The sequence below is a fragment of the Blastomonas sp. genome (assembly GCF_041747255.1).
In the GTDB taxonomy this organism is placed as follows: domain Bacteria; phylum Pseudomonadota; class Alphaproteobacteria; order Sphingomonadales; family Sphingomonadaceae; genus Blastomonas.
Window position 1 is genome coordinate 1 of record NZ_JBGTFM010000067.1, and the last position, 24,347, is coordinate 24,347.

Here is a 24,347-nt window from a genome sequence, read left to right on the forward strand (position 1 = left end):
GCAGGCGCGCGCGGTGCGTGCGGTCCGGATGCGGCTCGGAGCGCCCGACGCCTCTGGACGCAGCGCGCCCGAAGCAGACCCGGACAGCGACTTCTCCGTGCCCGCCGATCTGGTGATCAAGGCTTTGGGCTTCGATCCAGAAGATTTGCCGGGCGCGTTCGGCTGCGACGACCTGTCGGTCACCCGCTGGGGGACGCTGCGGGTCGACCACCAAAGCAGCATGACCAGCCTCGACGGCGTGTTCGCCGCAGGTGACATCGTGCGCGGTGCCTCGCTGGTCGTCTGGGCAATCCGCGATGGCCGCGATGTTGCCGAGCACATGCACACGTATCTAAAAGCCAAGGCGCGCGCAGGTGCGGACAGGGTTGCGGCGTGAGGCTGTCACCTGAAGACATAGCCACGATCAAAGCGGCAGCGTCGGATGTTTTCGGGTCTGGTGTGGTGGTCCGCCTGTTCGGCAGCCGTCGTTTCGATGAGCTGGAAGGCGGCGACCTCGATCTACATGTCGAGACGGACGCGAATGACGAGGTCGATAGCCAGTTACGCGATATGCGGAGTCGGCTCTGGGCCAGGTTGCCTTATGACAAGATTGATATTCTGGTGTCCCGCCGGGGAGTCACGCCTCGAGGGTTCGAAAGGATCGCCTATCGCGATGGCATCGTGTTGTGACTCCCGAGCAGGAAATTCTCGAAGATGCGCTAGTCGCGTTGCGGCAACGTCAGCAACGTTTCCGCGAGGAACTGGCGGACCACGCGCAAGTCTTCCCGTTGTCGCTCGACAACCTGCCGCCCGATACGCTCGCCATGCGTACGCACCTGGCGGCTTTTGCCAAGCGTTACGAAATGACCCAGGACCAGATCGTCCGCCGATTGTTCCGGTCCGTTGCTGCCGTCACCGGTATCGTGGTGCGCGCCAAAGGTATCGGCGAGTTAATTGAAACGATGCACGCGCTTGGCATCGTTGAGGATGTCGACAAATGGCATCAGATTACCAGAGTGCGAAACGAGCTTGCACATGATTATGCGCTGACCGTCCCAGAACTCGCCCGATGCATCAATGAAGCGTGGGATTTCTCACCCGACCTCATTGCGATGATCGACAAAGTTGATCGCTATGTTGCCGAACGAACCCTGCTTGCGGATAAAGATCATGACTGAGAGCCTTATGGACACTGAACGCAACCGCCTTGCCCTTGAGGGCATGTATCGCCCTGATTACGAGAGCGATGCCTGTGGTGTCGGGCTGGTCGCGGCGACCGATGGCGTTGCTTCGCGGCGTGTGGTGGAGAGCGCCATCGATGCGTTGAAGGCTGTGTGGCATCGCGGCGCAGTCGATGCCGATGGCATGACTGGCGATGGCGCGGGGATCCATGTCGATCTGCCGGTGCGCTTCTTTGACGATGCGATCGCCGACAGCGGCCACAAAGTGCTGCCCAACAAGCTCGCGGTGGGTATGATATTTTTGCCGCGCACCGATTTGCAGGCGCAGGAAACCTGCCGCACTATTGTGGAAAGCGAAGTTATCGAGGCGGGCTATACGATCTATGGCTGGCGGCAGGTGCCGGTGGATATCTCGGTGATCGGCGACAAGGCCCAGCGCACCCGGCCCGAGATCGAGCAGATCATGATTGCCGGCCCGATGCCGGGCGTGCAGGACAATATCGAATTTGAAAAGATGCTTTATCTCGTCCGCCGCAGGATCGAGAAAAAGGTCATCGAAGCGCAGATCAACGACTTTTACATCTGCTCGCTGTCGTGCCGCTCGATCATCTACAAGGGGCTGTTCCTCGCCGAAAGCCTGTCGGTGTTCTTCCCCGACCTAACCGACCGTCGCTTTGAGAGCCGGATCGCGATTTTCCACCAGCGCTATTCCACCAACACCTTTCCGCAATGGTGGCTGGCGCAGCCATTCCGCTGTCTCGCCCACAATGGCGAGATCAACACCATTCGCGGCAACAAGAACTGGATGAAAAGCCACGAGATCAAGATGGCGAGCCTCGCGTTCGGTGAGAACAGCGAGGACATCAAGCCGGTGATCCCGGCGGGCGCATCGGACACGGCGGCGCTTGACGCGGTGTTCGAGGCGATCTGCCGGTCGGGTCGCGAAGCCCCCACTGCCAAGATCATGCTGGTGCCCGAAGCGTGGCAGGGCGATCAGGTGCTGCCGCCTGAACACCGCGCAATGTACGAATATATGGCGAGCGTCATGGAGCCATGGGATGGCCCGGCGGCGCTGGCGATGACCGATGGCCGCTGGGCGGTGGCCGGGGTGGACCGCAACGCGCTGCGCCCCTTGCGTTATAGCGTGACCAGTGACAAGCTGCTCGTCATCGGCTCTGAGACCGGCATGGTCGTGCTGCCCGAAAGCAACATTATCGAGAAGGGGCGGCTTGGTCCCGGCGAGATGATCGCGGTCGATCTGCACGAAGGCCGTTTTTACCACGACCGCGAGATCAAGGACCGGATCGCGGCCGAACAGCCGTATCAGCAACTCGTCAGCGGATTTCGCACCGTCGCGGATCTTGCCCCGCTCAGCGGTGACCCGATGCCCGCCTTTACGCGCGCCGAACTCACCCGGCGGCAGGTCGCAGCGGGGCTGACCATCGAGGACATGGAGGCCATCCTCTCGCCGATGGCCGAGGACGGCAAGGAAGCCATCGGATCAATGGGCGATGATACCCCGCTCGCTGTCGTCAGCACCAAGCCGCGCCCGATTGCGCAATTTTTCCGCCAGAATTTCAGCCAGGTCACCAACCCGCCAATCGACAGCTTGCGCGAGCGGCATGTGATGAGCCTGAAGACCCGATTCTCCAACCTCGCCAACATTCTTGAGCAGGACAGCCAAAACGAACGCGTGCTGGTGCTTGAAAGCCCGGTGCTGGTGGCCAGCGAATGGGCGCAGCTGAAGATCGATTTTGGCAGCAATGTTGCGGAGATCGATTGCACATTCCCTGCCGAGGGCGGGCTGGAGCAGTTGCGCGCAGCGATAGCGCGTCTGCGCAACGAAGCGGAGCAGGCGGTGCGCGAAGGTTGCACCGAGCTGTTCTTGACCGACGAGAATATCGATGAAAACACCATCGGCGTGCCGATGATCCTGGCGGCGGCGGCGGTGCACACGCATCTGGTGCGCAAGGGGCTGCGTTCGTTTGCATCGGTTAACGTGCGGTCTGCCGAATGTCTTGATACGCACCATTTCGCGGTGCTGATCGGCGTTGGTGCCACGACCGTCCACGCGTGGCTCACCGAGGCAAGCATCGCCGACCGCCATGCGCGCGGCTTGTTTGGTGATTTGTCGCTGGACAAATGCGTCGCCAATTATCGCAAGGCGATCAACGAGGGGCTGCTCAAGATCATGTCCAAGATGGGCATCGCGGTGATCAGCAGCTATCGCGGCGGTTACAACTTTGAGGCGGTCGGCCTCAGCCGTGCTTTGGTCAACGATCTGTTTCCGGGCATGCCGTCGAAAATCTCGGGCGAAGGCTATGCCTCGCTGCATCTCAACGCCAAGTTGCGCCATGATGCGGCGTGGGACAGCATGGTCGCCCGGCTGCCCATCGGCGGTTTTTACAAGCAGCGCGATGGCGGCGAGGCGCACGCCTATTCGGCGGGGCTTATGCATCTGCTGCAGACCGCAGTCGGCAAGGACAGCTATTCGCAGTATCTGCAATTTGCCGAAGGTGTGCGCCAGCTGCCGCCGGTCTATCTGCGTGATCTGATGGAGTTCAACTACGCCCCGCGTCCGGTGCCGATTGACGAGGTCGAATCGATTACCAAAATCCGCAAACGGTTTGTGACACCGGGCATGTCGCTCGGCGCGCTGTCGCAGGAGGCGCACGAAACGCTTGCCATCGCGATGAACCGTATCGGCGCGAAGGCGGTGTCGGGCGAAGGCGGCGAGTCTGCCGAACGCTATGTGCCCTATGACAATGGTGACAATGCCAACAGCGCGGTCAAGCAGATCGCCTCGGGCCGTTTCGGCGTCACGGCGGAGTACTTGGGCGCGTGCGAAGAGATCGAGATCAAGGTCGCGCAAGGGGCCAAGCCCGGCGAGGGAGGCCAGCTGCCGGGCTTCAAGGTCACCGAATATATCGCCAAGCTGCGCCATTCAACGCCCGGTGTGACGCTGATCAGCCCCCCGCCGCACCACGATATCTACTCGATCGAGGATCTGGCGCAGCTGATCTATGACCTGAAGCAGATCAACCCCAACGCGCGGGTGTGTGTCAAGCTTGTCTCGGCAGCCGGCATCGGCACGATTGCCGCCGGCGTCGCCAAGGCCCATGCCGATGTCATCCTGATCGCGGGCAATGTCGGCGGCACCGGCGCGAGCCCGCAAACCAGCATCAAATATGCCGGAACGCCGTGGGAAATGGGGCTGTCGGAGGCCAATCAGGTGCTGACCCTCAACGGTCTGCGCCACCGGGTGAAGCTGCGCACCGATGGCGGCCTAAAGACCGGGCGCGATATCGTGATCGCCGCGATCCTCGGCGCGGAAGAGTTCGGCATTGGCACCCTGTCGCTGGTGGCGATGGGTTGCATCATGGTGCGCCAGTGCCACTCCAACACCTGCCCGGTGGGCGTGTGCGTGCAGGATGAGCGCCTGCGCGCCAAGTTTACCGGCACGCCCGAAAAGGTCATCAACCTGATGACCTTTATCGCCGAGGAAGTGCGCGAGATTTTGGCGCGGCTGGGCTTTCGCAGCCTTGATGAGATCATCGGCCGCACCGATCTGCTGCGGCAGGTGAGCCGGGGGGCCGAGCATCTCGATGATCTCGACCTGAACCCCATCCTCGCCAAGGTCGATGTGGCGGACGACCAGCGGCGGTTCAACCTTGATACCTGGCGCAATGCCGTGCCCGACAGCCTTGACGCGCTGATCCTGAAGGATGCGCGGCCGGTGTTCGACCGGCGCGAGAAGATGCAGTTGACATACAACGTGCGCAATACGCACCGGGCCGTTGGCACCCGGCTTTCGGCAGAGATCACGCGCATCTATGGCATGAAGGCGCTTGATGAAGGGCACGTCCGCATCCGCCTGCGCGGATCGGCGGGCCAGTCTCTGGGTGCATTCCTGTGTCAGGGCATCACGCTGGAGGTGTTCGGCGATGCCAATGATTATGTCGGCAAGGGGCTGTCGGGCGGCACGATCATCGTGCGGCCCACGGTCAGCTCGCCTTTGGTCAGCCATGCCAACACGATCATCGGCAACACAGTGCTCTATGGCGCGACGGCGGGCAAGCTGTTTGCCGCTGGCCAGGCGGGCGAGCGCTTTGCGGTGCGCAACTCGGGCGCGCACGTCGTGGTCGAAGGCTGCGGCGCGAATGGCTGCGAGTATATGACCGGCGGCATGGCAGTGATTCTGGGCGAGACCGGCAGCAATTTTGGCGCAGGGATGACCGGCGGCATGGCATTCGTGCTCGACCGACATGCCCGGTTCGCAGGCCAGGCCAACCCTGAATCGATCATTTGGCAGCGGATTGACAGCGCCTATTGGGAGGAGCTTTTGACCGGGTTGATCGCCGAACATATCGACGCGACCGACAGCAAATGGGCGGCGGAAATCCTGCGCAACTGGGACCGCTATCGCCACCAGTTCTGGCAGGTCTGCCCTCGAGAAATGCTCACCCGGCTCGACCAGCCTTTGAGCGATGCGGTGGCCATCGAGGCGGCGGAGTAAGCGGCGGGCTAAGCCGGTGGTTGGCGCACCGCGTGCCATCCACCGAAAAATTGTGCGACCGCCCGCCACGACAGGTGGACGGCATGTCATGGCTGGGGCATGGATGCTGGCATGTGGCAGCTGTTCCAATTCACCCTGTGTCCGTTTTCTCGCAAAGTGCGCCTGCTGCTGGGTGAAAAGGGCATTGGCTATGAGCTGGTGCGCGAATCGCCCTGGGACATGCGCGACGAGTTTCTTGAAAAGAACCCAGCCGGGCGGACCCCGGTGATGGAACACAGCGACGGGCGCCCCGCGCTGTGCGACAGCTGGGCGATCTGCGAGTATTTTGAGGAAACGGTTGCGAAGAACCCGATGATCAACGGGTCAGCCGCCAATCGCGCTGAAATCCGCCGACTGGTCGCGTTTTTTGATGAGCAGTTCTACGGTGATGTCGTGGCGCCGCTGATGATGGAGCGGATGCGCAAGCGGCTGATCTATCGCCAGCCGCCCGATGGCCGCGTGCTGCGCGAGGCGATGCGGCTGGCCAACACCCATCTCGATTATGTTGACTGGCTGATTGATCATAACAGCTGGGTGGCAGGCGCGACGATGAGCCTGGCCGATCTGTCCGCCGCCGCGCATATCTCCATCGCCGATTATCTGGGCGGCATCGACTGGCTCGCCCACCCGCAGACCGCCGACTGGTATCGAAAGTTCAAATCACGGCCCTCGTTTCGTCCGTTGCTGGCCGAACGGATGGAAGTGATCAAGCCGCCGCCGCATTATGAGGAAGCGGACTTTTGATCGGTTGACCCGGTTTACAGCACGAACTTGAGCGCCAGAAATCCCCCGACGAACAGCACGCCGACCACCGTCGTCGCCAGAGCGAAGTTACGATCGATCCACGTCTGCATCGGCTGGCCGAATTTCCACAGCAGCGCGGCCACCAGAAAGAACCGCGCCGAGCGGGCGATGACCGATGCGCCGATGAGAACGTAAAGCGGCATCGCGGTTGCGCCTGCGGCAATCGTGATGACCTTGAAGGGCAGGGGGGTGAACCCGGCGAGCAGCACGATCAACCAGCCCTGCTCGTTGAAGCTGATCTTGAACGCTTCGAACTTGTCGCTCAGCCCGTAAAGGTCAAGAATGACTCGGCCCACGGTTTCAAACAGGAAATAGCCAATGGCATAGCCCAGCAACGCGCCAAGCACCGAGGCAATGGTGCAGATCAGCGCATAGCGGAACGCCCGTTCGGGGCGGGCAAGGCACATCGGGGCCAGCATCACATCGGGCGGAATCGGGAAAAAGCTGGATTCGATGAAGCTGATAGCTGCAAGCCAGTGCGGGGCCTTGTCATGCGCCGCCTTGGCAAGGGTCCAGTGGTAAAGCCGTTTCAGCATTCGCTTTGCAAAACCTTGGGTCGATTTTCGCCGCCCTGGTGGCTGCGAACGCGCCGCTTATGGCGTTCCCGCGCACCATGGCAAGCCATTTCGCCCAAGATGGCGGATCGTTGGCCAGCCCACTCTGGTTGTTTCATTGCAGTGCACTATGGTTTAGGGGGAGCAATGATTGATTGTTCCACCTGCGTCGTGCGCAACCGCGCGATCTGCGCCAGCCTGACGACTGAAGAGCTCGCGCTGCTCGGCAAGATGGCGCGGCGGCAGCGCGTCAAGTCAGGGCACACCTTGCTGTGGGAGGGCGATGACGCCCCGGTTGTCGCCAATGTGCTCGAAGGCGTGTTGAAGCTCGTGGTCGCAGCTTCTGACGGGCGCGAGCAGATTGTTGGCGTTGTCTTTCCATCGGACTTCATAGGACGCCCGTTCGGCAAGGAAAGCCCCTATACCGTTACCGCAATGACAGATGCCGAGGTGTGCATCTTCAACCGCAACAGCTTTGACGAATTTGCCAGCCAACACCCCGATTTGCAGCAGAAGCTGCTGCGCCGCACGCTCGATGAGCTTGATCGGGCGCGGCACTGGATGATGCTGCTCGGGCGCAAGTCCGCAGCCGAGAAGGTCGCCTCGTTCCTGCTCGAAATGTCCGAACGCATCAGCGGTCAGGGCTGTGACAGCGCCAATGCGCAAAATGTGTTCGAGCTGCCCTTCGGTCGCCAGCAGATTGCCGACATTCTTGGGCTGACCATCGAGACGACCAGCCGCCAGTTGACGCGGATGCGCGGCGAAGGTGTGCTCGGCCTGCCATCACGCCGCGAGATCGTGATCCACGACCGCGCGGCGATGGCAGAGATGGCAGGCTGAAAGCGCCAACGGTTGATTAGAAGCGGAAGCCCATCCCGGCGCTGATCACCCACGGATCAAGCGTGTGCCGGGTGCGCAGCACTTCAACATTGCCTGCAGACCAGCTGGCGAGCGGGCGCATGATATAGCGCTTGGCATCGAGCGAGACGAATATGCCCTTGGGGTTGAGCGGAATATCAACGCCCGCCTGCAGCGCAACGCCGAACGTGTCGTTGACCTTTTGGCTGGTCGCGCCAAGTGCCCGCGCCGTCGCGCCAGGCTTTTCATCAATGAAGATGAAGTAGCTGGGGCCAGCACCGATATAGGGGCGGATGCCGCCTGCCTTGCCGAAATGATATTTCAGCGTGAGCGTCGCGGGAATGATCTTGGCGTCGGAAACAAGGCCAGTGTCGGCCAGCGCGCCGCGTCCATCGACATCATGCTGGGTCACGCCGGCGATGGTTTCCACCGAGACCGCATCAGTAAAGAAATATTCGACTGCAATTGTCGGGATGACATTGTCATTGGCCTTGGTCTGGCTGCCCGCTGGCAGGCCGAGCGTGTCCAGCTTGACGTCCCTGGTCTTGCCATCGGGCGCGACCAGCGTCGCCATGACCTTGAAATGCACCTCGCCACTCTGGGCGATGGCCTGGCCAGGCCATGCTGCGGCAAGCGCGAGGGCGGCGACCGGCAGATATTGGGTTTTCATGATTGGCGTTCCTCTTTTGGTGGCGCCGTCACTGCGCCGCAGCGCCGCTGCCTGCATTGATCCGGCGCAACGATTTCGTTGATCAGGATCAATGATCTGGCGACGCTGAACGCCCATCAGCCCTGCATGACAGCGCGGCCTGTGGGCGGCGCGTACAGGGATGAGCAACATGGACGGTCTGGTAATTAAAGCGGGAAGCTGGCTGGGGCTGGCGCTGCTCGCGCTGGTCATGGCGGTGTTTGCGGTCGATACGCCGTTTGCGGTGCATATGATGATTGTGATGTTCGCGTGCCTGCTGGTGTTGTGGTTCACGATGTCGCGCGCCGATTATGCCGCCATCGCACGCGGGATATTGAAAGCACCCGCCGATGAGGGTGCTTATGATGATGACCCGATCCGCTGGGGCGTCATCGCCACCTTGTTCTGGGGCCTCGCGGGCATGCTCGCCGGTGTTTACATCGCCTCACAGCTTGCCTTTCCGGCGCTCAACCTCAATTTCGAATACACCACCTTCGGGCGGTTGCGCCCGCTCCACACATCAGCGGTCGTCTTTGCCTTTGGCGGCAACGCGCTGATCGCGACCAGCTTTTATGTTGTGCAACGCACCTGCCGCGCGCGCCTTGCGTTCCCGGCGCTCGCCCGGTTCGTGTTCTGGGGCTATCAGCTGTTCATCGTGCTCGCCGCCACTGGATATCTGATGGGGGTGACCGCAGCCAAGGAATATGCCGAACCCGAATGGTATGTCGATCTGTGGCTGACCGTCGTCTGGCTCGCCTATCTGGCCGTGTTCGTCGGCACCATCGTCAAGCGCCGCGAGCCGCATATTTATGTGGCCAACTGGTTCTATCTCGCGTTCATCATCACCATCGCGATGCTGCACGTGGTCAACAACCTGTCGATGCCTGCGAGCATTTTCGGATCGAAGAGCTACTCGGCCTTCGCAGGTGTGCAGGATGCACTGACCCAGTGGTGGTATGGCCATAACGCGGTCGGATTTTTCCTGACCGCAGGCTTCCTGGCAATGATGTATTATTTCGTGCCCAAGCAGGCAGAGCGCCCGGTCTACAGCTATCGTCTGTCGATCATCCACTTCTGGTCGCTGATCTTCCTGTATATCTGGGCAGGCCCGCATCACCTGCATTACACCGCGCTGCCCGATTGGGCGCAGACGCTGGGCATGGTGTTCTCGATCATGTTGTGGATGCCCAGCTGGGGCGGGATGATCAACGGTCTGATGACGCTGAATGGTGCGTGGGACAAGATCCGCACCGATCCGATCATCCGCATGATGGTCATGGCGCTCGCTTTCTATGGCATGAGCACCTTTGAAGGCCCGGTGATGTCGATCAAATGGGTCAACTCGATGTCGCATTACACCGACTGGACTGTCGGCCATGTGCACTCCGGCGCATTGGGCTGGAACGGCATGATCACCTTCGCCTGTGTCTATTATCTGGTGCCGCGCCTGTGGGGTCGCACCCGGCTTTACAGCCTGCGCATGGTCAACTGGCACTTCTGGCTGGCGACCATCGGCATCGTTTTTTACGCCGCCTCGATGTGGGTGGCGGGCATCATGCAGGGGCTGATGTGGCGCGAATATGGGGCTGACGGCTATCTGGTCTACAGCTTCGTCGAAAGCGTCGCGGCGATGCACCCGATGTATCTGATCCGCGCCACCGGCGGCCTGCTGTATCTGGCCGGGTTCATCATCATGATCGTCAACGTCTGGGCAACGCTCGCGGGCCGTATCCGCGATGAAAAGCCGATGACCGAGACGCCCCACAACGCTGCAGCCGATCGCCCGATCCCCGCGCCAGCGCTCGCAAAAGGAGCCTGATCATGGCTGAGCCCACCAGCAAACCTCCAGGCGAATCGCGTTTCAGCCACAAGAAGCTCGAACGCAATGTCACCCTGCTTGGCTTCGGCGCTCTGGTCGCCGTTGCCATCGGCGGCATCGTCGAGATCGCGCCGCTGTTCTGGATCGACAACACCATCGAGAAGGTCGACGGGATGCGCCCCTACACCCCGCTCGAACTGTCGGGTCGCAACATCTATATGCGCGAAGGCTGCTACACCTGCCACAGCCAGATGATCCGCCCGTTCCGCGACGAGGTGGAACGCTATGGCCATTACAGCCTGGCTGCCGAGAGCATGTACGATCACCCTTTTCAATGGGGGTCCAAGCGCACAGGGCCGGATCTGGCGCGCGTTGGCGGGCGCTATTCGGACGAATGGCACCGCGCGCACCTGATCGACCCGCGCAGCGTCGTGCCTGAATCGATCATGCCGCCCTATGCGTTTCTCGCCGACAAGGAGCTGAAGGCTGGCGACATGTCCAACGACCTGACCGCGCTGTCGCGGGTTGGCGTTCCGTATACCAAGGCCGCAATCGCCGCAGCTAATGCAGACCTGAGGGCGCAGGCCGATCCAGATGCCGATGGCGCGGCCGATCTGCAGGCGCGTTATCCCAAGGCGCAGGTGCGTGATTTTGACGGCGATCCTGACCGGATCACCGAGATGGATGCGCTCATCGCCTATCTGCAGATGCTCGGCACGCTGGTGGATGTCGAAAAGGCCGCGCCGCAGGATCAGGGCGCTGCACCTGCCGCTCCAGAAGGGGGCAAGCAGCCATGACCTACGATGACCTTCGCCATTTTGCTGACAGCTGGGGATTGTTGTTCATGACCCTGCTGTTCCTGTTCCTCGTGACATGGCCGCTGCGCAAGAGCGCGCGCCAGCACCATGAGGACGCCGCCAACATGATCTTCAAGGACGACGACAATGTCTGACAATTCGCGCATTGACGAACCGACCGGCACCAAAACAGTCGGCCATGAATGGGACGGCATCGAAGAGCTGGATACACCCATGCCGCGCTGGTGGCTGTGGACCCTTTATGCCACCATCGCCTGGTCGGCGGTTTATGTGGTGCTCTACCCCGCATGGCCGATGGTCAACAGCGCCACCCAGGGCGTGCTCGGCTGGACCAGCCGGGGCGATCTGGAAAAGGAGATGGCGGGCCATGCCGCGCGGCGTGCGCCGATCTTCAATGCCATCGCCGCCACAGCGATCACCGATCTGCCCGCCCGGCCCGAGTTGTTCGAAGCTGCAATCCAGGGCGGCAGCGCTGCGTTCAAGGTGCATTGCGTGCAGTGCCATGGTGCAGGCGGCGCAGGCGTTGTCGGCCTGTATCCAAGCCTGACCGATGACGATTGGCTGTGGGGCGGAGACCTTGCCAATATCGAGACCACGCTGATTCACGGCATCCGCAACCCTGACCACGACCAGACCCGACTTAGCCAGATGCCCGCTTTTGGCCGTGATGGCATTTTGGACAGCGCCGCGATCAACGATCTGGTGAGCCACGTCCGCGTGATCAGTCGGCAGGAGAAACCGAGCGCTGCTTCCGCGCGCGGTGCCACACTGTACGAGGTCAACTGCGTTGTATGTCACGGCACCAACGGCGAAGGCATCCGCGAACTCGGCGCACCCAAGTTGACCGATGCGGTCTGGCTTTATGGCGGCAATCGCGAGGCCATCGCCAAGACCATCCACAACCCGCGCAACGGTGTGATGCCGCGCTGGAACGACAAGCTGGACGCGGTGACGATCCGCATGCTCGCCGCCTATGTCCATTCGTTGGGCGGTGGCGAGGACGCCCCGGCACTGGCCGCGCCCGCCGCGGCAGAAGCAGCTGCAGCAGCCGACAAGGCCCCGGCGAATGGCTAATCCAGACATTCTTGCGGGCAGCGGTGGCCCGCTTTATGCAGCACGCAAGGGCGTCTATCCCAAGAAGGTGGATGGCACGTTCCGTCGCCTGAAATGGGCGATCATGGCCGTCGCGCTGCTGATCTATTATGCAACGCCGTGGATTCGCTGGGACCGCGGCCCTTATGCGCCCGATCAGGCGGTGCTGATCGATCTTGCAGGCCGCCGCTTTTACATGTTCCAGATCGAAATCTGGCCGCATGAATTCTATTATGTCGCGGGTCTGCTGATCATGGCGGGAATCGGCCTGTTTCTGGTGACCAGCGCCGTTGGTCGTGCCTGGTGTGGCTATGCCTGTCCGCAAACCGTGTGGACCGATCTGTTCCAGCATGTCGATCGGATGGTCGATGGCGATCGCAACGCGCAGATTCGCCTCGCCAATGGCGCATGGACGCCGGAGAAGATCGCCAAACGCGCTGCCAAATATGCCATCTACCTTGCTATCGCGTTCTGGACGGGCGGCGCGTGGATCATGTATTTCGCCGATTCGCCGACGCTCACCCGCGATTTCTGGGCAGGCGACGCTGCCTTCGTCGCTTATGGCACCGTCGCCGCGCTCACCGCGACCACTTTTATCCTCGGCGGCTTCATGCGCGAGCAAGTGTGCATCTATATGTGCCCCTGGCCGCGCATCCAGACCGCGATGATGGACGAGAAATCGCTGCTGGTCACCTACAAGGACTGGCGCGGCGAACCGCGGGGCAGCGTCAAGAAGGCGCTGGCGCATCCCGGATCGCTTGGCGACTGTGTCGATTGCAACCAGTGCGTCGCGGTGTGCCCCACCGGCATCGATATCCGCGAAGGGCCGCAGATTGGCTGCATCACCTGCGCCTTGTGCATTGATGCCTGCGACACCGTGATGGCGCAGATCGGTCGCCCGCGCGGGCTGATCGATTATTGCGCGCTCGATGATGTCGCGGTCGAAAAGGCTGGCGGCATTGCGCCGCCGGTCAGCAAGACGCTGCTGCGCCCACGCCTGATGATCTACCTCGCCATATGGAGCGCAATCGGCGCGGCGATGCTGTTTTCGCTGGGTGAGCGCACCCGGCTGGACCTTGCCGTGCAGCACGAACGCAGCCCGCTCTATGTGCAGCTTTCCGATGGCGAGATCCGCAACAATTATACGCTCAAGCTGCGCAACATGGAAATGCGTCCGCGCGAGGTTGCGATCACGGTGAGCGATTTGCCCGGCGCGCAGCTGTGGACCGAGGCCGGATCGCGCGACACAGCAAGCCAACGCGTCGAGATGATGCTGCCAGCCAACAGCGTGACCCGTGTTCGGCTGTTTGTCGCTGCGCCCGCGCTGGGGCCGGTGCGACAGGACTTTACCATCGAAACGCATGGCCGCGATGGCGACAAACGCGGCGACACCGATACCATCCAATTTGACCGGCCGGAGATACAATGATGAGCAAGCAGCGTGCGATCAGGCCGTTTACCGGCTGGCATATGACCGCCATTCTTGTCGGGTTTTTCGCGGTCATCATGGCGGTAAATTTCACCATGGCGCGGATGGCGATGACGACCTTTGGCGGCAAGGTGGTGGAAAACAGTTATGTTGCCAGCCAGCAGTTCAACGACCAGCTGGACCGCGCCGCCGCACAGGATGCGCTGGGCTGGGATGAAGCGATCACGCTGGATGCGGACCGCCATGTGCGCATTGCATTGAGCAAAGCGGGCCAGCCGCTCGCCATTAACGGCGTGACCGCCACGCTCAGTCACCCGCTGGGGCGCCTTCCGGCGGTGCCGTTGCGCTTTGTCGCCGATGGCAGCGGGGGCATGCGCTCGGTCGAGCCGGTGATACTGGGCCGCTGGCGGATCGATGCAGCGGTGCGTGCGGGCGCTGACGAAGCCCTCTACCGGAGCGACCTGCAATGACCGCCGTGACCACCGCTGCCCTGATCGAGCGCGATTTCGCGGTGCCCGACATCCGTTGCGCCGGGTGCATATCCAAGCTGGAGCAGGGGCTGGTGCGCGATTCCCGGATCAGCTCCGCGCGCGTCAACTTTACTGAAAAGCGGGTGCATGTCTCTTGCGCCGCCGATGCGCAGCTGCCCGACCTGCTGGGCGCATTCACCTCTCTGGGCTTTGAGGCGCATCCGATTGGCGAAGGGACGCAGGAGGTGGACGCAGACGCCGCCAGCAGCCGCGAGCTGTTGCGCGCGGTTGCGGTCTCGGGCTTTGCGATGATGAACATCATGCTGCTGTCGGTTTCGGTCTGGTCGGGCGCGGCGGGGCCGACACGCGATCTGTTCCACTGGCTCTCGGCGATGATCGCTTTGCCGACGATAGCCTATGCGGGCCGCCCGTTCTTCCGCTCGGCCTGGCGCGCGCTCCGCCATGGCCACACCAACATGGACGTGCCGATCAGCATCGGCGTGACGCTCGCTACCGCGCTCAGCCTTTATGAGACCGCGACGCACGGGGCCCATGCGTATTTCGACAGTGCGGTGATGCTGCTGTTTTTCCTGCTGTGTGGTCGCTGGCTCGACAGCGTGATGCGCGACCGCGCGCGCGGCGGGGTCACTGCTTTGCTGCGCAACATGGGCACCGGCGCGATGGTTCTCGAAGGCAAGGGTGACAATGGGGGCACCAGCCGCTGGGTAGACGCCACCGCGCTGCAACCCGGCATGGTGATGCTGGTCGCGGCGGGCGAGCGACTGGCGGCCGATGGCGTGATCATCGCGGGCAAAAGCCGCATCGACCTGTCGCTGCTCACCGGTGAAAGCGCGCCGCAGGATGCCGGGATTGATGACACTGTCCACGCGGGCACGCTCAATCTTGAAACCCCGGTTCGCGTTCGCGTCACCGCTGCGGGCACCGATACCGCAATCGCCGATATCGCGCGGCTGATGGGCGAGGCGTCGCAGGGCAAATCGCGCTACGTGCGCATCGCTGATCGTGCCGCGCGCCTTTATGCCCCCGCCGTCCACGCGCTGGCGCTGCTGGCGTTTGTCGGCTGGATGCTGGCGGGCGTGGGTTTCCACCAGAGCTTGCTGATTGCGGTCGCGGTGCTGATCATCACCTGCCCATGCGCTTTGGGCCTGGCTGTACCTGCTGCGCAGATCGTGGCGGCGGGCGCGCTTATGAAGGTGGGTGTGCTGATCAAGGATGGCTCCGCGCTCGAACGGCTGGCCGAGGTCGACCGCGCGCTGATCGACAAGACCGGCACGCTGACGCTGGGCAGGCCGGTGGTGACGAACATCGAACATATCGGGGTGACGATCCGATCGCTGCTGCTCGCGCTCGCGCGTGCCAGCCGGCATCCGCTCAGCACCGCGCTGACGCATGATCTCACCGCACAGGGGGTCCAGGCGGCGGACGTGCTGAACATCCGCGAGACCCCCGGCTTTGGTGTTGAGGCCGAATGGCAGGGGCAGGTCATCACGCTGGGCCGTCCGCAGTCCGCCGCCGCCAGCAGCGAACTGGCAACGCAGCTTGCCATTGATGGCACACCGGATGCCACGATTAACTTCGCCGACCAGCTGCGCCCCGATGCGCGTCCCGCCATCGATGCGCTGCGCGACGAAGGCATCGATGCGATGATTTTGTCGGGCGACCGAGCAGAAGCTGTGGCCCCGGTGGCGCAGGCGCTGGGCCTGACCGCGCAGACAGGGATGAGCCCGCAGGACAAGCTCGCCGCCATCGCGCGGCAGAGTGCGGGTGGGCACAAGGTACTGATGATCGGTGATGGCCTCAACGATGGTCCCGCGCTGGCCGCTGGCCATGCCTCGATGGCGCCGGGGTCAGCGAGCGATGTCGGCAAGAATGCATCGGACTGCATCTTCCTGGGCGACCGGCTGATGCCCGTGGTTGACACAATCCGAATGGCGCGGCGCACCCAGGCAATTGTTCGGCAGAACTTCGCACTCGCCATAGGCTACAACGTGGTCGCCGTGCCGCTGGCATTCATGGGACTGGTGACGCCGCTGGTGGCGGCGCTCGCGATGTCGGGCTCATCGCTGATCGTGGTCAGCAACGCGCTGCGCCTGAGGAGGGCTCTCAAGTGAACGGTCTGCTCGTGCTCATCCCTGTTGCACTGACGCTCGGCCTGGCTGGCCTCGCCGCATTCTTCTGGTCGCTCAAACGCGGCCAGTTCGATGACATGGACGGCGCAGCGCTGCGCATTTTCGTCGAGGATGAGGCCGACATAGCGAGCATGAACAACGATAAGGTGCCCAAGGCATGACCATGGACCTGCTCAGCGCATCCCTTCTCGCCGTCGCCTTGATCCACGCCCCGTTGGCGCAAAGGGCGCAGCTGATTGCGGTGAGCAACTGCAACGGCGGCAAGTCACTGCTGGTCATTCCGGGCGATGATAAAGCACCACGCCAAAACAGCGGCGATGACTGCGCGAAGGCGTGCCACGCGATGAATGAGCGACGCGGCAAGAGTGCGGGAAAAAAAATGACAGGTTGCGGATAAGGCGCTAACCAGCGGCGTCCGCTTCACACGCGCTGCCCGGCTAATGGTCATTCGCTGCTTAATGTCCAGAATGCAGCAATCAACGCGGCCGTCGCGCCCGCCAGAGCCCATGCCAGAAGCCGGATACGCATCGGTTTGACCGACGCCACATGGTGCGCATCAAGACGGCTGATGATTGCGCACGCGCGCCGCTCGGCTGATACGAAAATGGCGATGGCAATAAGCAGAAACACGGTGGCAATCAGCTTGGGTGCCCAGGTTGGCTCAATCGCGCGGAACAATGCGTTGAAGCCAAGCCCGATGCCGACGGCCGCCATTCCGGTGCGCAGCCATCCGGCAAAGCTGCGTTCATGGGCCAGCACCGTGCGATCTTCGGCGAGATCAGTGCGATCCTCGGCAAGCTCGTTGCGATCGGTGTTGCTCATGTCTGGCGTTCAGGAAATGCGGTGCGGGCACCAGCTTTTGACCTTGCAATCACGCTGAAAGTTCCATCGGTTTCCAGCACGACGGCGGCGACATCGTCCAGATCGCCAAGGCCGGCGCCGCGCACGGCACACAGAACTTCTTCGCGGGTGACGCGTTCTTTCCGAAGCGCCTCGCGATCAATCGTCCCATCGATAAGCAGGCATCTGGCATCGGACTTGGCGAGATCTTCAACAGCATTGAAGCGCACCGACAGCGCCGCGATGGCATATTGCAACACCACCAGCACCAAAAATGCGGTCATGCCCTTGGCCAGCGTGACATCCTTGGACAGAAGGATGGTCGCAAGGATAGATCCGAGAGCCACGGTAACAACCAGATCAAATGCGCTCATCTTAGCGAGCGTGCGTTTGCCACCCACTCGCAGGATTATGATGATCGCAATATAGGCCAGAGCGCCCAATATCAGGACGCGGATCACCTCGTCCCAGCTGCTGAAGAACATTATCTATTCCCTGTGCGCGCCTTTGTGGGGCGTGCCGGGTGCTGCCGCGATCAGCAGCACCCGTCTCGACATTCAGTCGGCCATTGCGTCAATGTTGATGTTGTTCTCGGCCAGCTTGGTCATGTATTCGTCACCGCCATAAATTTCCTTGGTGACCTTATCGAGCGCCTTGACCGCCTTCTTGTTGCCAAGAGCGCCGGCGAAGGCGGCAGCGGTCCCAAACCCGGCGATGCCATAATGGCTCATGCGCTGGTATTGCGCGATGATCACCGCGTCGAGCACGGGGCCCTTGTCGGGAGCTTCTTCGGTGGTGTGCTTGATCGCTTCGGCGACAAGGCCTTCCATGCCCCTGCAATGCTCTTTCTTGACCTTCTCGTCTGATTCCTCGAGCAGATCCTTGAGCATCTGCGTATGCGTGGCAATGCCCTCCTGCGACTTGGTGAGCATTTCCTTGAGGGCAGGATCGCTCACCTTCGGCGTCATCTTTTTCAACGCCTTGGCCATCTGGTCATTGGCAGACCAAAGATCCTGGAGTTCGCCAGTATAAAGGTCGGTCAGGTTTTCAGGTGCAGACATGGGGGTTCTCCAATTTCGCGCAGCATAAACGCCGCATTGTGTATACGTGGGCTTCGTGCTGCGGTTCCTGAATTTTCGTTAAGACTCATTCGGGTCAAGCCGATTGGGATCGTGCCGCTAAATCGCGAGTCAACGAGAGCCTGTGATCCACTTTCTCATTTTTGACCTCCGTCAAAGACCCGCCTCGCCGCTCCGCATAAAACGCGCTCATGTGGACCTATCACCCCGATCTGCTCGCTCGTCCGGTGCCGCGCTATACCAGCTATCCGACAGCGGTGGACTTTACCGAGCGGGTGGGGGCGGCGGACTATGCGCGGGCGCTGGATGGCATCGCGTCGGCAACGTCACTCTCGCTTTATGTCCATATTCCCTATTGTGAGCAGATCTGCTGGTATTGCGGGTGCAACACCGGGGCCGCGAACCGCAAGCAGCGGCTGACCGATTATCTTACCGCGCTGCGATCAGAGATTGCGGCGGTTGCGCGGCGGCTGGGCGGGCGCGGGCGGGTGCAGCATATCGCTTTTGGCGGGGGCAGCCCCAATGCGATTGGGCCGGTTGAATTTGTGCGACTGCTTGATCGGCTGATGACCGTGTTCGATTGTTCGCGGCCTGAGATTTCCATCGAGATCGATCCGCGCAATTTCGATGCCGAATGGGCGCTCGTGCTGGCCTCGTCCAACGTGTCGCGCGTCAGCCTGGGGGTGCAAACCTTCGCGCCGCATATTCAGGCGGCGATTGGCCGGGTGCAGCCGCTTGCCGATATCGAAAATGCGGTCATGAGCTTGCGGATGCGCGGCATCACCGCGATCAATTTCGATCTGATGTATGGCCTGCCCGGCCAGCATATCGATGATCTGGATGCGACACTGAACGAGACGATCCGGCTTGCGCCCAGCCGCATCGCGCTGTTCGGCTATGCCCATCTGCCCGCGATGATCCCGCGCCAGAAGCGGATCGATGCGACCGGCCTGCCCGATCAGCGAGAACGATTTGACCAAGCGGCATTTGCCTATGAGAAGCTCACTCGCGCCGGCTATGTGGCTATCGGCTTCGACCATTTCGCGCTGCCCGATGACCCGCTGGCGATGGCCGCGCAGGCAGGACGGGTGAACCGCAACTTCCAGGGTTTCACCCATGATGACGCGACGACCCTGCTCGGCTTTGGCGCGAGCGCGATCAGCATCTTGCCCGACCTGATTGTGCAGAATGAAAAGCGCGCAGGGCCGTATCGCGCGTTGGTGGGCGAGGGGCAGCTGCCCGCGGTGCGCGGCGTGGTGCTGAGCGACGATGACAGGATGCGCTCGGCAATCATCAGCGACATTCTGTGCCAGGGCCGTGTTGAAATTGCCGCAGCCTATGCGCAGCCCGCCCGCAAGGCGCTGGCCGAGTTTGAGCGCCGTGACCTTGTCAGCTGGCACGGCAACACACTCAGCCTGCGCCCCCATGCAGAGCCCTATGCCAGGCTGATTGCCGCTGCGTTCGATGCCTTCCGCCCGCTGCTCTGTCGGGATCAAGCGGGGCCGGCGAACATGCGACAGTATAGTGTCGCTGTGGTGCCGGTCCAAAGGGGCCGGGTGCCTCTGTAACTATCTGAAATCAAACGATGTGGGCTATAGGGAGCGCGGGGTTGTCGTGCCGGGGCCATCAATTGGCGTGCATCCTAAAGCGACCCTGCAGCGTAGCTTAGACAAAACAAGCATGCGGACACGGCAGTCACGTCGGTCTCCGCGAAAGGTCAAACAATGGTTAACAGCACGCTCGCACCCGATCGCCAGGCACTCGAAGATGAACGCGCCGCCCAGCCGGTGATTCACCACGCGCCGTCCGGCTTTTCTGATCGGTTCGCGCTCGGTTTCACCAAGCTGCTGCGCCTCACGGCAGACACCTTTTTTGCCAAGCGCTATGGCCATCGAGCCATTGTGCTGGAAACGGTGGCGGCGGTGCCCGGCATGGTCGGGGCGATGTTCACGCACCTGAGCAGCCTGCGCCGCATGAAAGACGACGAGGGCTGGATCCGCACGCTTATGGAAGAGGCCGAGAACGAGCGGATGCACCTGATGACCTTCATCGAGATTGCCAAGCCGACGTTGTTCGAGCGTTTGGTCATCTTGGTCGCGCAATGGGTTTTTCTGGTGCTGTTTTCGATCCTGTATCTGGTCTCGTCGCGCACCGCACACCGCGTGGTCGGCTATTTTGAAGAAGAGGCGGTGATCAGTTACACGCTGTATCTGCAGGAGATCGATGAGGGCCGTTCACCCAATGTGGCCGCACCGGCGATTGCCAAGCATTACTGGAAGCTGCCCGATGACGCCACGCTGCGCGACGTCGTGCTGGTGGTGCGTGCCGATGAAGCACACCATCGCGATGTCAATCACGGTTTTGCCAGCAAGCTTGGCGGACAGCCGTTCGATCCAGCGCGCACCGCGCCTTACCCCGACCATGCCGATGATGTCCGGGTGACCGCCTGATCTTGCCAGACCTGACGGTGTCGAACCAAGCCATGTCATGAAACTGCAACGTCAGGTCGTCATCAGCGCGGGATGCAATCGCGCGCTTTCGCCCCCAATCTCGCAGATGCGTGCGACGCGCTGATCGCGCTTGGCGGGCGGCTGGATGCGCGCGGGCTGGCGGCGGCGACATCGGGCAATCATTCGGCACGGATCGACGACGGGTCGATCCTGATTACCCGCTCTGGCCAGCACAAGGGCCGGATGGATATGGGCAGCTTCATGCGCATCGACGCGGACGGGCATGCGCTCGACTCCGGCCAGCCATCGGCCGAAACCGCGCTGCATCTGATGCTGTATCGGCATTGCGATGCGGGTGCGGTGCTGCATTGCCATTCGCCGCAAGCGGTGGGCTTCAGCCGCGTGCTGGCGGGCGAAACGCATGTCCAGTTTGAGGGACATGAGATGCTCAAGGCGTTTCCCGGCATCACCAGCCATGATGTCACCCTCGCCCTGCCGCTGGTCGACAACAGCCAGAATATGGCCGACATCGAAGCTGTTATCGCACCGCAACTTGGCCGGCCGGGGATGATCCCGGCCTTCCTCATCCGCAGCCACGGGGTCTATGCCTGGGGCGCGGACGTGGCAGAGGCTGAACGGGTGCTCGAGGCGGTCGAGTGGCTGATCGCCGCAACGCTTGTGGAACGCGGCAATGCGATCACACGCTGACAGACGCCCGCATACATTGGCCGATGACGGTTCAGGCTCGATTTTACACCAGCGCGCGCATAAGCTTCGATGGAGAGATCACATAAGCAGATCCTGGGGGGCAGTATGTTGAGCAGGGCATCGATGGCATGGTTTCTTATGATCCTGCTCTTTACCGTCTCGGTCACCACTGTCAGTGCCCAGCCGCAGGCCGCGGCTGAACCGGCACTCGCCAAAGCGCTGGGCGAGCATCTGAGCTATGACAGCGGGTTCCGCCAGAAGCTGCGGACCGGCACCTATCGCCAGACCCAGCAGGCATCGCCGGAGGAGGGCGCAAGGCTGTTTCCGCAATTGATCGAGCGGCTTGGGGAACTCTCGGATCAGCAGCCAACGTTCATGCTGGTGCACGCCATTGATGCGAATGGCCATCTGCGCGCATGGTTGCTCGGAAAGGATGGTTTGGTGGCCAGTGGCCAGACATCTGCCGCTTTCAAGGGGCTCGGGTCGTTGCTCGACAATCTCGGGGTCAACGCGCGCACATCAACCCGCGCGCCGCGCCGCCGCAATGCCCCGCCGCCCGTACCGGTTGAGGACGTATCGACACCTGAAACCAGGCGTCAGGCGCTTGAATTTGCGGCAGGCACGCTGCTGCCCCAAGGCATCGCCAGCGCGCTTGCCGAGCGCAACGGTCGATTGCTGGTGCTGCCAGTCCGCGATACCGGCACCGCCCCGTTTGCTGCGCTGCCGCTGGCGGGCGCGGTGCTCAATGACCGGTTTTCGGTCGTGGTCCTGCCCGATGTGACGCTCGCGCTCGGCAATGAACGCACCCTCCATGTCAGGCGGCTGCGTTTTAATACCACCGTTCTTGTCGCCGATCCCGATCTCAGCCGCGACGCCGAGTTTGAATGGGGCCCGATCCCCGAAACCCGCACCGAAACGCTTGCCGTCGCCGAGCAGTTTGGCATCGATAAAGCCAGGATTTTGAGCGGTGACAAGGCATCACGTGACGCGGTCATCGGCGCGATAGCTGGCTATGGCAAGGCCGATATCGTGTATCTGGCCAGCCACGGCCTGGCCAATTCGACCAACCCGATGGACGGCAGCTTCATCGCGCTGACGGGTGGCCATCTTTATGGCCGTGATCTGCGTGGCAGCCGCTTTGATGCATGGGCGGGGCATCATCCGCTGGTGGTCTTGAGCGCGTGTCAGACCGGGCTTGGCAAAACCTTTGATGGCGGCACGTTCGGTGTTGCCCGCGCCTGGTTCGCCGCTGGCGCCGCGCAGGTGGTCGCCAGCCTGTGGAATGTCGATGATCAGGCCACCGCCTATCTGATGGAGCAGTTTGCTGAAAAACTGTATTTTGGGGCGACGCCGGAGGAGGCCATGCAAATGGCGCAGCGCCGGGCTGCGGCGGAATATCCCGATGATCCTGGCGCATGGGCCTCGTTCAGCGTCTATGGCGCTCCGGCGACGCGCTGAACATCAGGAGGCGACATCCGACATGACACAGCTAACCGTTTTTGCACAGGACAAGCCTGAAACGCCGGTTTTGGTCACTGATGACGATCGCGCAATGCGTGCGGCGCTCGCCGAGATTGGCGTGCATCTCGATCGCTGGACGCTGCAGGCGCTGCCGGATGATGCGGATGCCGGGCAGATCCTCACTGCCTATGCGCCGCAGATCGACGCGTTAAAGGCGCGCGGCGGGTATCGCACGGTTGATGTCGCCAGCATCACGCCAGATCATCCGGACCGGGCGAAGATGCGCGGCACCTTTCTGGATGAGCACAGCCACGCCGAGGATGAGGTGCGGTTTTTCGTACGCGGTGGCGGGCTGTTTACGCTGCATTCGGCGGGCAGGGTCTGGTCGTTGCATTGCACGGCGGGTGATCTGATCAACGTGCCCGCAGGGATGGCGCACTGGTTCGATATGGGGCCAGAGCCTTGCTTCACCGCAATCCGGCTGTTCACCAATCCCGATGGCTGGGTGGCGACCTTCACCGGCGATGACATCGCGTCGCGCTTCCCGCGCTTTGTGTCCGCGTGACCCGGCCTGCTGCCCTGCTGCTCGATATAGAGGGCACGACCAGCAGCATTGCCTTTGTCGCCGAGGTTTTGTTCCCCTTCGCGCGCGCGCATCTGGCGGGCTACGTCGCCGCGCATGCTAAGACGCTGGCGCCGCTGCTTGCCGAGGTGCAGGCGTTGCAGCCCGGTGACCCGGTGGCAACGCTGTTTGGCTGGATTGACGAGGACCGCAAGGCGACCCCGCTCAAGACTTTGCAGGGAATGATCTGGGCCGAGGGCTATGCCGACGGGCGGCTGCAGGGCCATGTCTATCCCGATACGGTGGTTGCATTGCGCCGCTGGCAGGCGGCGGGCGTGCCGGTGCATATCTACTCGTCCGGGTCGGTCGCGGCGCAAAAGCTGCTGTTCGCGTACAGCATCGCAGGCGATCTCACTGGCTATTTGGGCCAGCACTTCGACACGACAACCGGCCCGAAGCGCGAGACAGCAAGCTATCGCAAGATCGCCGCTGCGCTCGCGCTGGCCCCGCATGACATCCTGTTCGTTTCTGACATGGCGGTAGAAATTGACGCTGCGCGCGCCTCGGGCATGCAGGCGCTGCTGATCGATCGCACTGGTCCGAACGGCGATGTTACAACATTGAATGAGGTGCTGCCATGATGCTGCAGGGCGAACATTGCCTGTCGATCATCCGCACGGCCGATGGCCGGGGCGCGCGCATTCTCGACCAGCGCCTGCTGCCCTGGGAGGTGCGCTGGGTGGAACTGCGCGACTGCGCCACCGCCGCACAGGCCATCGCTGAGATGTGGACTCGCGGCGCGCCGATGATCGGGGCGACGGCGGCCTACGGTCTGGCGATGGCGCTGGCC

The 24,347-nt window shown here is 62.2% G+C and carries 26 protein-coding genes and 1 pseudogene; 22 read left to right on the forward strand and 5 right to left on the reverse strand.

Features of this window, described 5'->3' with window-relative positions; translation table 11 throughout:
• The 5 genes from ACEW8G_RS02410 to ACEW8G_RS02430 form a co-directional block, all read left to right on the forward strand.
• Positions 1 to 376: FAD-dependent oxidoreductase (locus ACEW8G_RS02410; protein ID WP_373486850.1), on the forward strand; the 376-nt coding region annotated here is incomplete at its 5' end.
• Entirely contained in the window at positions 373 to 669 is a 297-nt protein-coding gene (locus ACEW8G_RS02415) for a hypothetical protein (protein WP_373486851.1), read from the forward strand. The genes ACEW8G_RS02410 and ACEW8G_RS02415, both read left to right, overlap by 4 nt.
• A complete protein-coding gene (locus tag ACEW8G_RS02420) occupies positions 666 to 1,157 on the forward strand; it encodes a hypothetical protein (RefSeq protein ID WP_373486852.1) in 492 nt (163 codons plus the stop codon). The genes ACEW8G_RS02415 and ACEW8G_RS02420 overlap by 4 nt, the downstream gene beginning before the upstream one ends.
• A complete protein-coding gene (gltB, locus tag ACEW8G_RS02425) occupies positions 1,150 to 5,676 on the forward strand; it encodes a glutamate synthase large subunit (protein ID WP_373486853.1) in 4,527 nt (1,508 codons plus the stop codon). Before ACEW8G_RS02420 ends, gltB begins: the two co-directional genes overlap by 8 nt.
• Before the next feature lie 111 nt (positions 5,677 to 5,787).
• A complete protein-coding gene (locus tag ACEW8G_RS02430; protein ID WP_373486854.1) occupies positions 5,788 to 6,459 on the forward strand; it encodes a glutathione S-transferase family protein in 672 nt (223 codons plus the stop codon).
• Positions 6,460 to 6,473: 14 nt separating this feature from the next.
• Here ACEW8G_RS02430 and ACEW8G_RS02435 read toward each other — a convergent pair whose 3' ends face one another.
• Positions 6,474 to 7,055 carry a YqaA family protein gene (locus tag ACEW8G_RS02435; RefSeq protein WP_373486855.1) on the reverse strand — a complete coding sequence of 194 codons (582 nt, stop codon included), beginning with the start codon at positions 7,053 to 7,055 and terminating at the stop codon, positions 6,474 to 6,476.
• 165 nt (positions 7,056 to 7,220) lie between these two features.
• Between ACEW8G_RS02435 and ACEW8G_RS02440 the strand changes: the two genes are divergently transcribed.
• Positions 7,221 to 7,913 (forward strand): Crp/Fnr family transcriptional regulator, encoded by a 693-nt coding sequence (locus tag ACEW8G_RS02440; RefSeq protein WP_373486856.1) that lies wholly within the window; start codon positions 7,221 to 7,223, stop codon positions 7,911 to 7,913.
• Between the two features lie 16 nt (positions 7,914 to 7,929).
• Here ACEW8G_RS02440 and ACEW8G_RS02445 read toward each other — a convergent pair whose 3' ends face one another.
• Positions 7,930 to 8,601: an OmpW family protein gene (locus ACEW8G_RS02445; protein ID WP_373486857.1), complete on the reverse strand. Its 672-nt coding sequence runs from the start codon at positions 8,599 to 8,601 to the stop codon at positions 7,930 to 7,932.
• A gap of 169 nt (positions 8,602 to 8,770) precedes the next feature.
• Between ACEW8G_RS02445 and ccoN the strand changes: the two genes are divergently transcribed.
• From ccoN to ACEW8G_RS02490, 9 genes are read left to right on the forward strand one after another with little or no spacing between them, the layout of a single operon-like run.
• On the forward strand, positions 8,771 to 10,438 hold the full coding sequence (gene ccoN, locus ACEW8G_RS02450; protein ID WP_373486858.1) for a cytochrome-c oxidase, cbb3-type subunit I: 1,668 nt from the start codon (positions 8,771 to 8,773) through the stop codon (positions 10,436 to 10,438).
• A gap of 2 nt (positions 10,439 to 10,440) precedes the next feature.
• Positions 10,441 to 11,235, forward strand: a complete 795-nt coding sequence (gene ccoO, locus ACEW8G_RS02455; protein ID WP_373486859.1) for a cytochrome-c oxidase, cbb3-type subunit II — start codon at positions 10,441 to 10,443, stop codon at positions 11,233 to 11,235.
• A complete protein-coding gene (locus ACEW8G_RS02460) occupies positions 11,232 to 11,390 on the forward strand; it encodes a cbb3-type cytochrome c oxidase subunit 3 (RefSeq protein ID WP_373486860.1) in 159 nt (52 codons plus the stop codon). Before ccoO ends, ACEW8G_RS02460 begins: the two co-directional genes overlap by 4 nt.
• A complete protein-coding gene (gene ccoP / locus ACEW8G_RS02465) occupies positions 11,383 to 12,330 on the forward strand; it encodes a cytochrome-c oxidase, cbb3-type subunit III (RefSeq protein ID WP_373486861.1) in 948 nt (315 codons plus the stop codon). Before ACEW8G_RS02460 ends, ccoP begins: the two co-directional genes overlap by 8 nt.
• Positions 12,323 to 13,777 carry a cytochrome c oxidase accessory protein CcoG gene (gene ccoG / locus ACEW8G_RS02470; RefSeq protein WP_373486862.1) on the forward strand — a complete coding sequence of 485 codons (1,455 nt, stop codon included), beginning with the start codon at positions 12,323 to 12,325 and terminating at the stop codon, positions 13,775 to 13,777. Before ccoP ends, ccoG begins: the two co-directional genes overlap by 8 nt.
• On the forward strand, positions 13,777 to 14,247 hold the full coding sequence (locus tag ACEW8G_RS02475) for a FixH family protein (protein ID WP_373486863.1): 471 nt from the start codon (positions 13,777 to 13,779) through the stop codon (positions 14,245 to 14,247). The genes ccoG and ACEW8G_RS02475 overlap by 1 nt, the downstream gene beginning before the upstream one ends.
• The gene (locus tag ACEW8G_RS02480; protein ID WP_373486864.1) at positions 14,244 to 16,379 is read left to right on the forward strand and encodes a heavy metal translocating P-type ATPase; all 2,136 of its coding nucleotides are present in this window, start codon (positions 14,244 to 14,246) and stop codon (positions 16,377 to 16,379) included. Before ACEW8G_RS02475 ends, ACEW8G_RS02480 begins: the two co-directional genes overlap by 4 nt.
• Positions 16,376 to 16,558, forward strand: a complete 183-nt coding sequence (gene ccoS / locus ACEW8G_RS02485; RefSeq protein WP_373486865.1) for a cbb3-type cytochrome oxidase assembly protein CcoS — start codon at positions 16,376 to 16,378, stop codon at positions 16,556 to 16,558. The genes ACEW8G_RS02480 and ccoS overlap by 4 nt, the downstream gene beginning before the upstream one ends.
• Complete coding sequence (locus ACEW8G_RS02490) at positions 16,555 to 16,794, forward strand: hypothetical protein (protein ID WP_373486866.1); 240 nt, start codon at positions 16,555 to 16,557, stop codon at positions 16,792 to 16,794. The genes ccoS and ACEW8G_RS02490 overlap by 4 nt, the downstream gene beginning before the upstream one ends.
• Positions 16,795 to 16,841: 47 nt before the next feature.
• Here ACEW8G_RS02490 and ACEW8G_RS02495 read toward each other — a convergent pair whose 3' ends face one another.
• The 3 genes from ACEW8G_RS02495 to ACEW8G_RS02505 all read right to left on the reverse strand — a co-directional run bounded on the left by ACEW8G_RS02495 (position 16,842) and on the right by ACEW8G_RS02505 (position 18,298).
• Positions 16,842 to 17,219 (reverse strand): YidH family protein, encoded by a 378-nt coding sequence (locus tag ACEW8G_RS02495; protein ID WP_373486867.1) that lies wholly within the window; start codon positions 17,217 to 17,219, stop codon positions 16,842 to 16,844.
• Complete coding sequence (locus ACEW8G_RS02500; RefSeq protein WP_373486868.1) at positions 17,216 to 17,722, reverse strand: DUF421 domain-containing protein; 507 nt, start codon at positions 17,720 to 17,722, stop codon at positions 17,216 to 17,218. Before ACEW8G_RS02500 ends, ACEW8G_RS02495 begins: the two co-directional genes overlap by 4 nt.
• A gap of 72 nt (positions 17,723 to 17,794) precedes the next feature.
• A complete protein-coding gene (locus tag ACEW8G_RS02505) occupies positions 17,795 to 18,298 on the reverse strand; it encodes a DUF892 family protein (protein ID WP_373486869.1) in 504 nt (167 codons plus the stop codon).
• A gap of 209 nt (positions 18,299 to 18,507) precedes the next feature.
• Here ACEW8G_RS02505 and hemN point away from each other — a divergent pair, with 209 nt between their 5' ends.
• From hemN to ACEW8G_RS02540, 7 genes and pseudogenes are all read left to right on the forward strand, one after another.
• Complete coding sequence (hemN, locus tag ACEW8G_RS02510; RefSeq protein WP_373486870.1) at positions 18,508 to 19,884, forward strand: oxygen-independent coproporphyrinogen III oxidase; 1,377 nt, start codon at positions 18,508 to 18,510, stop codon at positions 19,882 to 19,884.
• A gap of 156 nt (positions 19,885 to 20,040) precedes the next feature.
• Positions 20,041 to 20,766, forward strand: coding sequence for an alternative oxidase (locus ACEW8G_RS02515; RefSeq protein ID WP_373486871.1), 726 nt, complete (start codon positions 20,041 to 20,043; stop codon positions 20,764 to 20,766).
• Positions 20,767 to 20,838: 72 nt separating this feature from the next.
• Positions 20,839 to 21,474, forward strand: coding sequence for a methylthioribulose 1-phosphate dehydratase (gene mtnB / locus ACEW8G_RS02520; protein ID WP_373486872.1), 636 nt, complete (start codon positions 20,839 to 20,841; stop codon positions 21,472 to 21,474).
• Positions 21,475 to 21,597: 123 nt separating this feature from the next.
• On the forward strand, positions 21,598 to 22,932 hold the full coding sequence (locus ACEW8G_RS02525; protein WP_373486873.1) for a CHAT domain-containing protein: 1,335 nt from the start codon (positions 21,598 to 21,600) through the stop codon (positions 22,930 to 22,932).
• A 22-nt stretch (positions 22,933 to 22,954) separates the two neighbouring features.
• Positions 22,955 to 23,500, forward strand: coding sequence for an acireductone dioxygenase (locus tag ACEW8G_RS02530; protein WP_373486874.1), 546 nt, complete (start codon positions 22,955 to 22,957; stop codon positions 23,498 to 23,500).
• Positions 23,497 to 24,138 (forward strand): acireductone synthase, encoded by a 642-nt coding sequence (gene mtnC / locus ACEW8G_RS02535; RefSeq protein WP_373486875.1) that lies wholly within the window; start codon positions 23,497 to 23,499, stop codon positions 24,136 to 24,138. Before ACEW8G_RS02530 ends, mtnC begins: the two co-directional genes overlap by 4 nt.
• Positions 24,135 to 24,347: pseudogene (locus tag ACEW8G_RS02540) on the forward strand (S-methyl-5-thioribose-1-phosphate isomerase); the annotation flags it as partial. The gene mtnC and the pseudogene ACEW8G_RS02540, both read left to right, overlap by 4 nt.